Source organism: Streptosporangium sp. 'caverna' (genome assembly GCF_003203775.1).
GTDB lineage: Bacteria > Actinomycetota > Actinomycetes > Streptosporangiales > Streptosporangiaceae > Streptosporangium > Streptosporangium subroseum.
The window spans coordinates 8331852-8345867 of record NZ_CP029711.1; the positions used below are offsets into that span (position 1 = coordinate 8331852).

The window sequence follows — 14016 nt, forward strand, 5'->3', positions numbered from 1 at the left end:
GGGGCGGCGCTCGGAGGCGAAGACGGCGCACCGCCTCCCGCACCAGAGCCCGGCGTGTTCGTGTCCCCGCGCGAAACATCCTTACCCGCGGTCAAGGAAGCGATGGTCGCCTCAGCGGCCGCGGCCGCCACGCGGAAAGCAGCGAACGCGTCCTCCGAAGAGGACGGAGCGGCACCGCCGGCGTCCTTCCCGTTGGGAGCCGAGGCGCGGGCCTGGATGGAGGCCGCGTCATCGTCGGGACGAATGGCGCCGAAGATGACCGTTTTCTCTCCGGGGGACTCGGCGTCGTCCGGCGAGGTGTCGCCGGACGGCTCCTGGGGATTGCCGACGCGGCGGTTGTCACGCCCACCCCTGTGAGGAGGCATGTTGGCAGCCGGATTCACGGTACGCGCTCCGCTCGAACCATCTCGACCTCCTGGCCGACCTTCACGACATCGCCGACGATCACGATCGCAGGTGGCCGAATCCCAGCCGCGGTCACGCGCTCTGCCACCGTGGACAGCGTGGCAAAAAGAGCTCGCTGGGTGGGAAGAGTACCGTCCTGTACCACCATTACGGGAGTTTCCGGCGAACGTCCGTCTCGGATGAGCGTTTCGGCAATTGCACCGATTCGCTCGACGGCCATCATGAGCACCAGAGTTCCAGCGGATCTTGCCAGATTTGGCCAGTCAACAGTGGATTTAGCATCGCCCGGCGGAACATGTACGGAGATCACGTGGAACTCCTGGCTTACGCCGCGGTGCGTCACCGGCACGTTGGCCGCGGCGGGCACCGCGACCGGACTGGTGATCCCGGGAACCACGATGACCGGGATGCCCTCGCGGGCGCAGGCGAGCATCTCCTCGCCGCCCCGCCCGAAGACGAACGGATCGCCTCCCTTGAGCCGCACCACGAACTTGCCCTGCTTCGCGTGCTGGATCAGCAGCTCGTTGATCTTCTCCTGGGCCATGTAGCGGCCGTAGGGGATCTTCGCGGCGTCGATCAGCTCGACGTCCGGGGACAGCTCGTCGAGCAGGGCCTGCGGGGCGAGCCGATCGGCGATGACCACGTCCGCCTGGGCGAGCAGCTGCCGCCCCCGAACCGTGATCAGCCCGGGATCGCCGGGACCACCGCCGACCAGGGCGACGCCGACGGGCTTGGTGCGGTTGCGCCGGGCGTCGACCGTGCCGTCCCGGAGCGCTTCCACGACGGCGTCCCTGATCCCGGCCGCCCGCCGGGGGTCACCGCCGGCGGTGACCGCCACGCTGATCTCGTCCACCTTGCCGCTCGCGGGGGTCCAGGCGGCCGACGCGTCCTTGTCATCGGCGCGTACGCACCAGATCCGCTTGGCCTCGGCCTCGGCGGCCACCGCGGTGTTCACCGCGCGGTCGTTGGTGCATGCCTGGACCAGCCAGGCCCCGTCCAGGTCGCCGACCTGGTACGGCCTGGCCTCCCAGGTCACACGGCCGGTGGCGATGAGATCGTCGAGAGCGTGCGTGACACTCGTCGAGACGATGGTGACCAGGGCACCCGCTTCGAGCAGCGCCGGGACCCGCCGCTGGGCGACGCGTCCACCACCGACGACGAGCACCCGCCGCCCGGAGAGGCGCAAACCGAGCAGGTAGGGCGACATGGCGGCAAATCTCCCGTTCGCGATGAACCGTGAAGCACGGCGTGTTAATAGGTAAACCTACCGGCTAATGACGCCTTCTTTGCTGCCTCTGCGTTAACAGGGGTAAAGAAGCGGCGGACTACCATTCACCGGTACGCTCCAAGCATTTCGCAGGTCAGGCCTCCTTGTCGCTGACACCGGCCGAATCGAAGGTCGCCACCTCGTGCATGACCCTGACGGCCGCGCAAACAATCGGGTAAGCGAGCAGGCCGCCCGTGCCCTCGCCGAGCCGGAGCTCGAGTTCCACCAGGGGGTGCAGGCCCAGGTGGCTGAGCGCGACGGCGTGCCCCGGTTCGGCGGAACGGTGTCCGGCCACGCAGTGGTCCACGACGGCGGGGGCCAGCGCCGCCGCCGCCAGCGCCGCCGATCCCGCGATGACACCGTCCAGGATGACCGGCACCCCGGCGGCCGCCCCGCCCAGGATGAATCCGGCGATCGCCGCGTGCTCCAGCCCGCCGACCGCGGCCAGCGTCTCCATGGCCGAGGCCACCGTCCGGGCCGGCGCCGCCTGCCCCGTCGCCCCTGCCACCGGGGCCGCCTGCGTCTGGGAGGCGGCGTCCGGCCCCCGCGTCAGGCCGTTCACGTGGAGGGCCCGTCGGACCACCTCGATCTTGCGCTCCAGCGTCTCGTCGTCGACCCCGGTCCCCCTGCCCGTCGCGACGGCCGCGTCCTGTCCGGTGAACGCGCAGATCAGGGCGGCAGAGGCGGTGGTGTTGGCGATGCCCATGTCTCCGGTGATCAGACAGCGGGCGCCCTGGTCCACGAGCTCACGAGCCACGGCTATTCCGGCCTCCAGGGCCTCGGTCACCTGCCGGGCGGTCATCGCCGGCCCCTCGGACAGGTCGGCCGTGCCGTACGCGACCTTGCTGATCCTCAGGCCGGGCGCCGGATCGAGATCGGCGGCCACGCCGACGTCGACGACCGTCACCGAGGCGCCGACCTGGGTCGCGAAGGCGTTGGCCACGGCGCCGCCCGCGAGGAAGTTGCCGACCATCTGGAGGGTGACCTCCTGCGGCCACGGGCTCACTCCCTGAGCATGGACGCCGTGGTCGGCCGCGAAGATCGCCAATGCCGCCGGGGCGGGCAGCGGCGGCGGGCTGACGGCCGCGGCTCCGGCCAGCCGTACCGCCACCTCCTCCAGCGCGCCCAGCGCGCCTCGGGGCTTGGTCAGACGGTCTTGATGGGCTCGCGCCTCGGCGACGGCCGCCGGGTCGGCCGGTCGGATCGCGGCAATGGTCTGCTCAAGGATGGTCATGCGGTCCAGTGTCCCCTGAAAGGGGCGTTTCAGGGATTCCAGGGGACATGAGGGACTCGGGGAAAAGGTCACCAGGCGATGCCACTGAGCGCCTCCTCGTAGCGTTCGATGACCACGTCGGCCAGACCCTCGCAGTCGCCGATGACGTCGGCGCAGCGAACATCCAGGTCGGAGTGGCCTGCGGCGTAGGCCATGGCCTGGGCCCAGACGCGGTCCAGCATGCCACCGGCGAACAGCAGATAGGGCACGAGGATCACACGCTTGGCGCCGAGGCGGCGGCAGCGCTCGATGCCTCCGGGAACGCCGGGCGGGGTGAGGGAGATGAAGGCGGTCTCCACCGTCATGTATTCGTGGGCGTGGGTCTCCCAGAAAAGGCGGGAGACCCGGTGCACGTCGGCGTTGGTGGCCGGGTCGGTGGAGCCGTCGCCGACCAGGACCACGGCGGTCTCGCCGATGTCGATGTGCTCGGGCTCCTCGTCGAACGGCCCGGCCGCCGCCGGGACCAGCCGGAGGCTGGCGACCTCGGCCGCGGCGTCGGCCAGACGCTCGGCGAGCAGCGACAGGATGCGGGGATCAGAACCCAGCGGGCGACCGTAGTCGCAGGTGAGCATGGGGTGCCTCTCCTGCTCACGCGCCATCGCGGAGGGAACGTCGGCGCCCAGCCACACATCTCCCGTGAGGCTCATCGGCAGGGTCACCACACGATGGTGCCCGCGCGCGACCAGCGAGGAGATCGAGTCGCTGAGGCGGGGCTTGGCTCTGGCGATGTATCCGCCGGACACGTCGGCCGCCGTCTGATCCAGGCGACAGCGGAGTCGGTGGATGAATCTACCGAATTCGGCTGATCCATTGTCATAGTGCGAGCCCTGCCCGATGAGCAGCAGCGGCGGTTTCATAGAGAACAGGACTCCAATGACCTTGACCTGGGATTATGCGATCGCGAGTCGCGAGGATATCCGATAACGTCACGCCATGAACAGGTAACGGATCAATAAACTTTCCCTGGTCATGTCAGAGCGGGACGGACGAAGAAGATCGAATCGACGGCGGTCGCGGATGGCACGCCCGACCGGGCCGGACGGCCGGCGCGAGGACGCGGACCCGCACGCGATCCGAAGACGCGGACCCGCGCGCCTTCGGCACGGTAGCCGTGCTCGCCGGAGACGTCCAACACGGTCGGCGGACCGCGGTGCCGTCCGGAGCCCGCCCGGCACGCTCGCCCCGGCGGGCCGGAGCCTTCTTCACCGCCCCCCGCCACGATCAGGCGTGGGTCAGGCCGAATCGGTTCTGAGCAGGCCGAACACCACCAGGTCGCACGGGCCGTCCGCGTTCGTCCCGGCGGCGCGCAGCACACCCTCCCTGGTAAACCCGGCCTTCTCGGCGACCCGGAGGGAGGCGACGTTGTCCAGGTTGGCGCGGAGCTCGATCCTGTGCAGCTCGGTGGCCGCGAACACCCAGCCCGCCACACCGCGCACGGCCTCGGGAGCGTAGCCCCGGCCGCGGTGCAGCGGGTGCACGCCGTACCCCACCTCGGTGGTTCCCGCGCCCCAGAGGGTTCTGTACAGGCTGATCGCGCCCACGATGAGCTCGTCGGCCTCCATCGCCAGGTGCACGCCCTGACCCGAGCGGTGCAGCTCGTGCACACCGTGAGCGAGCCACTGGGAGATGCCGGACGGGTGTCCGGGCGCGCTGGGCGGGAGGAACCGGGCGCGCGCATCGACCACCTCGCGGATGCGTCTCTCGTCGCCGGAGGCGAAGGGACGGAGCACGAGCCGTTCGGTCTTGACGGACAGATCAGGTGCGAAGGCGGTCACACGTCTCCCTTGTCGTCCCTTGTCGCGGAGTGGGTGAGGTCGGGTTCGCCGCACGGAGACGCACCCCACGCGACCTGGATGTCTGCCCATCACAAGGTGGGTAAGGCTCCCGAATCGAGGGCGAAAGAGTCGATGGCCGTGGAACGGGGAAGCGCCGAACACGGCCCGCGCCTGGACGATCAGCAGAAGCACGAGACCGAGGGGCTCGTACGGGGCACGGGCCCGGCGCATACGGAGGAGTGGAAGGAGCCTGAGCCTCTCCCGGCGGCGGCCGACGAGGAACTGCTGCCGCCACCGTACCCGCCCGGCCACGAGCCGGGCACACCTGCCGGCATCACCCCGGAGGGCGTGGAGGCCCGTGGCAACCTGGCCAGGTGGATCGGCGGGGCCGGCTTTCCCACCGACCGTGATGCCCCGGTCGCGCGCACCGAGTCCGTGTTCGCACCGGACACGGTGATCGACGCCCTCCGGTTACCGCCGGACGGAACATTCGGAAACGTCGGACAGGTCGCGGCGGCACTCGGGTTGGGCATCGAGGGAAAAAGGTCCTGACGGGCCTGGCCTGACCGCAGTCCCCCGTGCCCGATGCCCACCCGTCCTCAGCGGACGATCACGACCTCGAGCGTGCGCGGACCGTGCACGCCCTCGACCCGGTTCAGCTCGATGTCGCTGGTCGCCGAGGGGCCGCTGATCCAGGTCAGCGGCCTGGACGGGTCGAGCCGGGCGACGGCCTCCGGCACGCTCGCCACGATCTGCCCGACCCGCACCACGCACAGGTGGTAGTCCGGCACCAGGGTCAGCGCTCGCCGCCCCTGGCCCGGTCCGGCGTCCAGCACGATCGTGCCGGTCTCGGCGATCCCCACCGCGCAGCCGGTGATGACTCCGTCGACCGCGTCCAGCTCCGCCGAGCTCAGCACGGGCTCATCCCGCACGGCCCGTACGGCCCGCGTCCCCGGGTCGGCCACCGTCTCCGCTCCGGAATCGGCCGCGGTTTCCGCTCCGAGGTCGGTCACGGCTCCCGCTCCGGGATCGGCCGCGGCTCCGGGATCCACCGGCGCGGCTCCCGCCCCGAGAGCCGATTCCACCGCCGCGACCCATTCCCCCGGCAACCCGTCCGGTACGACCAGCCGGGTGACCGCCCGCCGTTCCAGCGCCGCCGCGATCACTCCCGCCACCTCGTCCGCGTCCACCACGTGCACCACGGCCCGGTAGTCGGCCACCCTCTCGGCGAACAGCTCCACCACCCCGGTCAGGTCCGCCGACGTGCGGTAGGCGCGGGTGATCTCGACGTCGGGGGCCCCGGCCACGGCCGTGCGGATCCTCGACAGGATCAGCTCCCTGGTCTTCGCGCTCGCGCTCGCCCGGGGCCCCCGGTCCCGTGCCTCCGCGGTGGGTTCGAGGCCGGGCCGGGACTCGGCTGCTCCGCCGCTCATCGGGCGTCTCCATCGGTACGGTTCCACCAGTCGCGGAAGGACTCGGCGGGGATGTCGGGGATGTCGCGGGTGTTGGTCCAGGCGGACAGCGGGCCGGGGAGATGTTTGGGGACGAACCTACGGAAACGACTGCCGAGACGCTGGGCGCCCGCCAGCCGTCCGGGACTGTTGAACACCCATCCGGCGGCCCGCATGCCCAGGCGCTCGGCACGCGGGTGGGGGGCCTTGGCCCGCAGGTGGACCAGGACCTCGGGGATGTCGATCGCCACCGGGCAGACGTCGTAGCAGGCGCCGCAGAGCGTGGAGGCGTAGGGCAGGGACGCGTCCAGCTCGGAGCTCATGCCGCGCAGCTGCGGGGTGAGGATCGCCCCGATCGGGCCGGGATAGACCGAGCCGTAGGAGTGGCCGCCCGCGCGTTCGTAGACCGGGCAGACGTTCAGGCAGGCCGAACAGCGGATGCACCTCAGTGCCTGGCGGCCGACCTTGTCGGCGAGGACCTGGGTGCGGCCGTTGTCGAGCAGGACGAGATGGAAGTCCTGGCCCTCCGTCGCGCCGGTCCAGGTGGAGGTGTAGGGGTTCATCCGCTCGCCGGTGGAACTCCTGGGCAGGAGCTGGAGAAAGACCTCCAGGTCCCGCCAGCTCGGCAGCAGCTTCTCGATGCCGACCACGCTGATCAGCGTCTCGGGCAGGGTGAGGCACATCCGGCCGTTGCCCTCGGACTCCAGGACCACCAGCGTGCCGGTCTCGGCGATCATGAAGTTGGCGCCGGAGATCGCGACCTTGGTGGACAGGAATCGTTCGCGCAGGTGGAGCCGGGCCGCCTCGGCGAGCGCGCGGGGCTCGTCGGTCAGCCCCTCGGGCGCCGCGCGACCCCAGTCGGCCATCTTGTCCTGGAAGATCTCACGGATCTCCGAGCGGTTCCGGTGGATCGCCGGAACCAGGATGTGCGAGGGCCAGTCGTCGCCGAGCTGCACGATCAGCTCGGCGAGGTCGGTTTCGTAGGCGGTGATGCCCTCCGCCTGGAGGGCCTCGTTCAGGCCGATCTCCTGGGTCGCCATCGACTTGACCTTGACCACGCTGGTCTCGCCGGTGGCCTTGACCAGATCGGCGACGATCCGGTTGGCCTCCTCCGCGTCGGCCGCCCAGTGAACCTGGCCGCCCGCCGCGGTGACGGCCTCCTCCAACTGGAGGAGGTAGCGCTCCAGGTTGCGCAGGGTGTGGTCCTTGATCTCCTTGCCCGCCTGGCGGAGCTCCAGCCAGTCGGGCAGCTCGCCGACCACGCCGGCCCGCTTGGCGCGGATCGTGTGCGTGGCCTTGCGGAGGTTGAACCTGAGCTGCGAGTCCTGTACGGCTGCCGCGGCGTTCTCGGGGAACGCGGGCATGCCGAGGAATGTGTTGCCCCCGCTCATCGCACGACCCCTTCCCCGGACAGGGGTGTTTCGCGGTCGTGGGGAGCGCGGTGTCCGGAGGTCGCGGGCACCGGCGTGGCGTCGATCATCGGACGACCTCCGTGGTGGCGAGGATCTCCGCGAGATGCATGATCCGGACCCCGGTGCGCTGGCGCTTGAGGGTGCCGCCGATGTGCATCAGGCAGGAGTTGTCCGCGGCGCACAGCACCTCGGCGCCGGTGGCGGCGACGTTGCTCACCTTGTCGCTGCACATGGCCGCGGAGATCGCCGGGTTCTTCACCGCGAAGGTGCCGCCGAAGCCGCAGCACTCCTCGGCGCCGGGGAGCGGGACCAGCTCCAGACCCTTGACCTGCTCAAGCAGGCGGGTGGGACGGTCGCCCAGGTGGAGGCCGCGCAGGGAGTGACAGGTCGGGTGGTAGGTCACCTTGTGCGGGAAGTAGGCGCCGACGTCGGTGACGCCGAGGACGTCGATCAGGAACTCGGAGAGGTCGTAGACCTTCGGCACCATCTCGGCGACCTCGTCGGCGAAGGAGACCCCGGCGGCCGCGGTGGCGGGCGTGCGAGCGCGGGCCAGCCTCGGGTACTGCTCGCGGACCATCGCGGCGCACGATCCCGAGGGCGCGATGACCGCGTCGTAGGAGGCGAAGACGTCCACGAAGTGTCTCGCCAGCCGCCTGCCCTCCGCGGGATATCCCGTGTTGACGTGCATCTGACCGCAGCAGGTCTGCGCCTGGGGGAACTCGACGTCACATCCGAGGCGGCGCAGAAGCGTCACGACCGCCTGCCCGGTGCCGGGGAACAGCGTGTCGTTCACACACGTGATGAACAGGGCTACGCGCACGACACTCCTTTCGCTTTATGGTCCGACCACAGTATGGTCTGACCATATTTTTTCACAAGAGGAGGGCTTTTGAGCGGATGGGAGCCGGTACGGCGCACCCGGGCGTTCGAGGAGGTGATCGCCCAGATCGAGCTGCGCATCGCGGGCGACGGGCTCACGGTCGGCGACCGCCTGCCGGCCGAGCGCCACCTCGCCGAACAGCTCCAAGTCAGCCGGTCATCCGTGCGCGAGGCGATGCGGGTGCTGGAGACGCTGGGCGTGGTGTCGTCGCAGGCCGGGCGGGGCCCCGACGCGGGCGCCGTGCTGATCTCCAAACCCGCGGAGGCCCTGACCGACCTGCTCAGACTCCATCTCGGGCTGTCGAGCCTCTCCCTCGACGAGGTCGTCGACGCCCGGCTGATGATCGAGCAGTGGTCCGCCGCCCACGCCTCCGTGCACGGCGCCGACCTGTCGGTCCTGGCCGCCGCGCTGGAGCGCATGGAGCGCGCGACGACGGCCGAGGAGTTCGTCGAGCACGACACCGCGTTCCACGTCGGCATCGCCGAGGCCTCGGGGAACCGGCTGACCGCCGCCATCATGCTCTCCCTGCGGGACTCGCTCCGCCGCTACGCGGTCGAGGCCGTCGAACGCCTCGGCGACACGGCCGGGCTCATGGCCGACCATCACCGGATCCATCGGGCCATCGCCGCCGGGGACTCCGCCGAGGCGTCGGCCGCCGTCGAAGCCCACCTCCGGTACGCCTACCCCGACATCTCCCCGGCCCTCCGTCCCCCGGAACACGGAGCGAAACTGGCCGGTCCGTAACGGAAGGCCATCCCCGACCCGGCGGTGGGATCGACTTCCCGAAGGAGAACGCCCGATGACCACCGCCCCTTCGCCCCGGCGACAGGATTGGCCGGTGGCGTCCCGCGCGCCCCGGTAACCGGGTTGACCGGTGGCGTTCCGCACGCACCGGTGACCGGGTTTCCCCGCGGCGGGGCCCCGGAACAACCCGGTCAGGGTTTGAGAGGGCATCCCGCTGGTTCACAGCGGAAGGCTCACCGCCCCTTCGGGACCGGGGTCAGGGACAGGTCGGGCAGTGCGGGCGGCCGGACGGAGTCGGCCGAACGACAGGTGGCGCCCGAGCAGGAGACCAGCGCGTCGAGCTGCCGGTTGAACTGGGCGATCACCGTGAGCGGGACCTTCGCCGCGAGGTTGTGAAGCTCGTAGGGGTCCCTGATTAAGTCGTAGAGCTGGTATTCGCCGGTCGAATAGCGGACGAAGAGGCTCTGCCCGGTCCGCATGCCCGCGTAGGCGGGGACCGGGGTCTGGCGGGCCGAGCTCTGGTTGGTCGGGCGATAGAACTCCAGCAGCACGTTCTGGCGCCAGCCGGGAGGGGTCCGGCCCCGCAGGAGCGGAAGCAGGGAGCGGCCCTCGGCGAAGCTCGGAAGCACGGCTCCGCCAAGCTCGGTGAAGGTCGGCGCGAGGTCCACGCTGGCGCCTATGTCGCCGACGACGCCACCGGCCTGGATACCCGGTCCGCGCACCACGAGAGGCACCTTGATCGACTCGTCGAACGGGGTGGTCTTGCCCTGCGCGAGCCGGTGCTGGCCCAGGTGGAATCCGTTGTCGGAGCTGAAGAAGATGTAGGTGTTGTCCAGCTTTCCGGTGGCGCGCAGGGTCTCGATCAGAGTGCCGACCATGTCGTCCACGCTGAGCATGGACCTGAGCCGGTTGCGGTAGCGCTCGTCGATCTTCGCGATCGTTCTCTCGCTGAACATCGGCAGGGATCGCAGCCACAGGGGCTCGTCCCTCACGTCGCTCTGGTCGAAGGAGCCGGTGCGGGGGGCGGTGGCGTCGGCGAAGGCGTCGCGGTGCCGGGGAGCGTAGGCAGCCGGGTTGTGCGGGCTGATCGGGGCGAGATACAGAAAGAACGGATCGTCGCCCGGCCGGCTGACGAACGAGCCCGCCTTCTGGCTGAGCACGTCGCCCAGATAGTCCTGGGCCATGGCACCGTAGTTTCTCAGCGCCCCGTTCTCGTTGAGCGTGTAGTTGTACTGCTGGTAGAGGTTGGTCACCGGCACGGCCCAGTCGTCCCAGCCCTGCGGCACGTAGGTGGACGCGGCGACGCCGCCGGGATAGTGGTTGAGGTATTTGCCCATCAGCCCGGTCCGGTAGCCGGCCGACTTCATCCAAGTGCCGATTGTGGAACGTTCCAGGCCAGAGTTAAAGAATTTCGTGAAACCGCCCTCGGGGGCCGTATTGGTCAGAACCCCATGGCTGTGGACGTATTGGCAGCGCAGGATGGATGCGCGTGATGGGCAGCACCAGGAGTCCGGGACGAAAAAGCGGTCGAAGCGGGTGCCGCCACGGACGAGCTGATTCCAGATATTCGGAAATTTCTGTAGATCGCCAGCTTCCAGGTCGTCAACGAGGATGAACACGATGTTGGGTTTTTTGGCCGCCTGCGCCACGGCGGGAACCGTTCCCGAGGCGGCGAGGGCAAGGAGCAACATCAGGGAGAAAACCCTGCGGACAGCGTTAAGCACAGATGCTCGTTTCCCGGAAGACTGAATTTTGACACCTCCCATTCGACCGACAAAGGTAGAACGTGTTCTAATTGCGAGGCGCGTATTCGGTATTCGGAGGAGACCTCCATGGGTAGTGATCTGAAACTTGGCCTGAACCTCGGCTACTGGCAGCGTAACTCCGACGACTCCACCGAGCTCGTCCAGGCGGCGGAACGCCTGGGATACGAGTCCGTCTGGACGGCCGAGGCCTACGGCAGCGACGCTTTCACCCCACTGGCCTGGTACGGCGCGCGGACCTCCCGTATCAAGCTGGGCACCTCCGTCGTCCAGATCTCAGCCAGGACCCCCGCCGCGACCGCCATGACCGCGATGACGCTCGATCACCTGACGGGCGGCCGGCTGCTCCTCGGCATCGGCGCGTCCGGGCCCCAGGTGGTCGAAGGCTGGTATGGCAGACCATTCCCCAAGCCGCTCGCCCGCACCCGTGAATACGTCGAGATCATGCGCAAAATCTGGCGCCGCGAGGAGCCGGTGACCAACGACGGCGAGCACTACCCGCTCCCCTACCCGGGCGGCGCGAACCTGGGCAAGCCGCTGAAACTGATCACCCGCCCCCTCCGCGCGGAGATCCCGCTCTATCTGGGCGCAGAGGGCCCCAAGAACGTCGCGCTCGCCGGCGAGATCGCCGACGGCTGGCTGCCGCTGTTCGTGTTCCCGGAGAAGATCGAGCGGATGTACGGCCCGTCGCTGGCCGGCACCGGGCCGGACTTCGACATCGCCGCCATGGTCATGACGCTGATCACCGACGACGTCAGATCCGCGCTGGACGGCGTGAAGATGATGCTGACCCTCTATATAGGGGGCATGGGCGCCAAGAGCCGCAACTTCCACGCCGACATCATCGGCAGGATGGGCTACGCCGAGGCCGCCGAGGAGATCCAGGCGCTCTATCTGGCCGGACGCAGGGACGAGGCGTTCAACGCGATCCCGGACGAGCTGGCCGACGGCATCTCCCTCGTCGGCCCGGTGGGCCGGATCCGCGAGCGCCTGGAGCTGTGGCGCAAGAGCCCCGTCACCAACCTGCTGGTGATGGGCCCCCGTGACGAGGCCTCGCTGAAGACGATCCGCGATCTCGTCCTGGGCTGATCCTCGCCCACCGGGCGCTAGTCGGGGCGCGGGGCGGGGTCGGCGGTGACGGAGCGCAGCAGCGGGGCGCTCGCCGCTCCGGCTCCGATCACCCCGGCGAAACCGAGCACCACGCAGGCGGCCAGAGTGATCACGCCGGTGGTGTTCATCGAGACGCGCGAGAACGGGAGGGCGCAGAACACCCCGACCGCTATGGCACCGCCGCCCATGACCGTCAACGGGATCAACGTCTCGGCGCGGCGGGCCTTGTTCAGCACCTTCAGCGGGGTCCCCGCCAGGCGGAGCAGGGCGTAGGTCTGCCTGCGGTCCAGGATCGAGGAGGCGGCGGTGATCCCGGCGCTGGCCGTCGCGACCAGGAACGAGACCGCGAGCACGGTGACCGTTCCCGTGCCGATGTCGCCGAAGAGCCGGTTGCTCGACCACTCCTCGTCGGCGGCCGAGGTGGCTCCGTGTCCCGGCACCAGACCGTCGAGAGCGGTGCGCGCCCGGTCGACCGTCTCCAGGCCGCGCTGCCGGACCGAGACGGTGAGCACCGTGGTTCCACCGTCGTCTCCGACGTCGATCCCGGCGGGGATCTCCGCCGCGGACAGGCGTTCACGGGCCCCGGCGGTCACTTCGGCCACCCGGGACGAGGGAACGGACAGGTGCAGGCCGGTGGCGTTCGCGGTGCCGGACAGACCGCTGCCCGGGCTGAGAAGGCCGATGAACCCGGCCACGAACCCGGTCATGGCGACGCCGCTCACGGTCCGCCAGGCGGCCCTGGGGTCATCCATCATGCGTCGCCCGGCCAGCAGGCGGGCCGGGCGACGGGCCCGGCTCACGACGATCCGGCCGATCACGCCGACCACCCACGGGCCGACCAGGTTGACGGCGAGGAAGACGAGACCGAGAACGGCGGCGACCACTCCGACGCCGGCGCCCATCCCGAGCGTGGGGACCACGGCGAGGACCGCCAGCAACGCGAGGACCCGGATGAAGCGCATCGCCGGAGGGGTCTGCCGCTTGGCCACGCCGAGCGGGCTGACCACGACCCTGCGCAGGCCGACCACCGCCGACAGGCCGACGAGCAGCGGTACGGCCACCAGAACGGCGAGCACGGCGAGTGCTCCGGGCCACAGGTCGGAGACGAACCAGGAGCCGCCGGCGATCTCGATCCCGGTGAGCAGCGGGGCGAACACGCCGTACAGGACCAGCCCCAGCAGTGCCCCGCCGAACGCGGTGATCACCGCCTCCGCGACGGTCATCGTGACCACCTGGCCGGGGGTCGCACCCACCAGCCGGAGCGCGGCCAGGCGCCGGTCCCGGCGGGCCACGGTGAGCCGCGCCGCCGCGCCGCCGAACACCAGCAGCGGCACCACCATGAGCACGCTCGCGATCAGCCCGAGTGCCTCGTACGCCCCCGCGTCGGGCGTCGCCTTTCCGGTGAAATCGGAGATCTTCGTGCCCCCGGCGCGCCGGTCGTCAGCCGACCCGGTGGCCATCACCGGGGAGTCCGGCGCCTGGCCTCGGACCGCGACGAGCTCGCCGGGATGGACCAGCGCCTCGTCGCCGACCGTTCCGCCGATCCTCCCGGAGAACCGGTCGGCGAGCTGGTCGGCCGGAAGCCTCCGGGCGAGCTCGGCCAGCGCCGGGGAGAGCCAGACCTCCCCCGGCGCGGGAAAGCGGTCCAGGCCGGGCGGCGGGGCCGTCCCCGGCTTCAGCGTCGCCAGGTCCACGACGGTGATCCGCCGGTCGCGCACGTAGTCCTCGCGCACGGCCTCAACCGCCACGGCCTTCCCTGTGACCGCGACCGGGTTGCGCCACGCCCCCCGGTCGGCCCGCCCCTGGAAGGCGAAGTTGAGCGCCACGGCGAAGAGCAGCAGCGCGGTGGAGACGGCCACCGCCACCACGGTCAGCCCCGCGCCCATCAGGCCACGGCGCCCACCACCGCGCAGCAGCCGCCAGGTCAGGCTCATCA

The 14016-nt window shown here is 70.2% G+C and carries 12 protein-coding genes; 3 read left to right on the forward strand and 9 right to left on the reverse strand.

Annotated features, from left to right (window positions below):
• Positions 1-379 precede the first annotated feature (379 nt).
• From cobA to DKM19_RS35845, 4 genes are all read right to left on the reverse strand, one after another.
• Positions 380-1612, reverse strand: coding sequence for a uroporphyrinogen-III C-methyltransferase (gene cobA, locus DKM19_RS35830; RefSeq protein WP_110701942.1), 1233 nt, complete (start codon positions 1610-1612; stop codon positions 380-382).
• A 154-nt stretch (positions 1613-1766) separates the two neighbouring features.
• Positions 1767-2906, reverse strand: coding sequence for a nicotinate-nucleotide--dimethylbenzimidazole phosphoribosyltransferase (locus tag DKM19_RS35835; RefSeq protein WP_110701944.1), 1140 nt, complete (start codon positions 2904-2906; stop codon positions 1767-1769).
• 68 nt (positions 2907-2974) lie between these two features.
• Positions 2975-3802: a sirohydrochlorin chelatase gene (locus DKM19_RS35840; RefSeq protein WP_110701946.1), complete on the reverse strand. Its 828-nt coding sequence runs from the start codon at positions 3800-3802 to the stop codon at positions 2975-2977.
• A 375-nt stretch (positions 3803-4177) separates the two neighbouring features.
• Positions 4178-4720, reverse strand: a complete 543-nt coding sequence (locus tag DKM19_RS35845) for a GNAT family N-acetyltransferase (RefSeq protein ID WP_162642014.1) — start codon at positions 4718-4720, stop codon at positions 4178-4180.
• 132 nt (positions 4721-4852) lie between these two features.
• Here DKM19_RS35845 and DKM19_RS35850 point away from each other — a divergent pair, with 132 nt between their 5' ends.
• Positions 4853-5272: a DUF2795 domain-containing protein gene (locus tag DKM19_RS35850; RefSeq protein ID WP_110701950.1), complete on the forward strand. Its 420-nt coding sequence runs from the start codon at positions 4853-4855 to the stop codon at positions 5270-5272.
• 47 nt (positions 5273-5319) lie between these two features.
• Here DKM19_RS35850 and DKM19_RS35855 read toward each other — a convergent pair whose 3' ends face one another.
• The 3 genes from DKM19_RS35855 to DKM19_RS35865 form a co-directional block, all read right to left on the reverse strand.
• Positions 5320-6153: an LUD domain-containing protein gene (locus DKM19_RS35855; protein ID WP_110701952.1), complete on the reverse strand. Its 834-nt coding sequence runs from the start codon at positions 6151-6153 to the stop codon at positions 5320-5322.
• Positions 6150-7562, reverse strand: a complete 1413-nt coding sequence (locus DKM19_RS35860; RefSeq protein WP_110701954.1) for a lactate utilization protein B — start codon at positions 7560-7562, stop codon at positions 6150-6152. Before DKM19_RS35860 ends, DKM19_RS35855 begins: the two co-directional genes overlap by 4 nt.
• 85 nt (positions 7563-7647) lie before the next feature.
• Complete coding sequence (locus DKM19_RS35865; RefSeq protein ID WP_110701956.1) at positions 7648-8403, reverse strand: (Fe-S)-binding protein; 756 nt, start codon at positions 8401-8403, stop codon at positions 7648-7650.
• Between the two features lie 69 nt (positions 8404-8472).
• On the opposite strand from DKM19_RS35865, the gene DKM19_RS35870 reads away from it, so the two are divergent.
• Positions 8473-9207 carry a FadR/GntR family transcriptional regulator gene (locus DKM19_RS35870; protein ID WP_110701958.1) on the forward strand — a complete coding sequence of 245 codons (735 nt, stop codon included), beginning with the start codon at positions 8473-8475 and terminating at the stop codon, positions 9205-9207.
• A 233-nt stretch (positions 9208-9440) separates the two neighbouring features.
• Here DKM19_RS35870 and DKM19_RS35875 read toward each other — a convergent pair whose 3' ends face one another.
• Entirely contained in the window at positions 9441-10973 is a 1533-nt protein-coding gene (locus tag DKM19_RS35875) for a sulfatase (RefSeq protein WP_369986732.1), read from the reverse strand.
• Positions 10974-11039: 66 nt separating this feature from the next.
• On the opposite strand from DKM19_RS35875, the gene DKM19_RS35880 reads away from it, so the two are divergent.
• Complete coding sequence (locus DKM19_RS35880) at positions 11040-12059, forward strand: LLM class F420-dependent oxidoreductase (RefSeq protein WP_110701962.1); 1020 nt, start codon at positions 11040-11042, stop codon at positions 12057-12059.
• Positions 12060-12076: 17 nt separating this feature from the next.
• On the opposite strand, the gene DKM19_RS35885 is transcribed toward DKM19_RS35880, so the two are convergent.
• Positions 12077-14014, reverse strand: a complete 1938-nt coding sequence (locus tag DKM19_RS35885; RefSeq protein WP_110706231.1) for an FtsX-like permease family protein — start codon at positions 14012-14014, stop codon at positions 12077-12079.
• Between the last annotated feature and the right edge of the window lie 2 nt (positions 14015-14016).

Excerpts from the sequence above, each read along its gene's own strand:
- cobA (WP_110701942.1), bottom strand. The coding sequence starts at position 1,612 with ATGTCGCCCTACCTGCTCGGTTTGCGCCTCTCCGGGCGGCGGGTGCTC.
- DKM19_RS35835 (WP_110701944.1), bottom strand. The coding sequence starts at position 2,906 with ATGACCATCCTTGAGCAGACCATTGCCGCGATCCGACCGGCCGACCCG.
- DKM19_RS35840 (WP_110701946.1), bottom strand. The coding sequence starts at position 3,802 with ATGAAACCGCCGCTGCTGCTCATCGGGCAGGGCTCGCACTATGACAAT.
- DKM19_RS35850 (WP_110701950.1), top strand. The coding sequence starts at position 4,853 with ATGGCCGTGGAACGGGGAAGCGCCGAACACGGCCCGCGCCTGGACGAT.
- DKM19_RS35855 (WP_110701952.1), bottom strand. The coding sequence starts at position 6,153 with ATGAGCGGCGGAGCAGCCGAGTCCCGGCCCGGCCTCGAACCCACCGCG.
- DKM19_RS35860 (WP_110701954.1), bottom strand. The coding sequence starts at position 7,562 with ATGAGCGGGGGCAACACATTCCTCGGCATGCCCGCGTTCCCCGAGAAC.
- DKM19_RS35875 (WP_369986732.1), bottom strand. The coding sequence starts at position 10,973 with ATGGGAGGTGTCAAAATTCAGTCTTCCGGGAAACGAGCATCTGTGCTT.
- DKM19_RS35880 (WP_110701962.1), top strand. The coding sequence starts at position 11,040 with ATGGGTAGTGATCTGAAACTTGGCCTGAACCTCGGCTACTGGCAGCGT.
- DKM19_RS35885 (WP_110706231.1), bottom strand. The coding sequence starts at position 14,014 with ATGAGCCTGACCTGGCGGCTGCTGCGCGGTGGTGGGCGCCGTGGCCTG.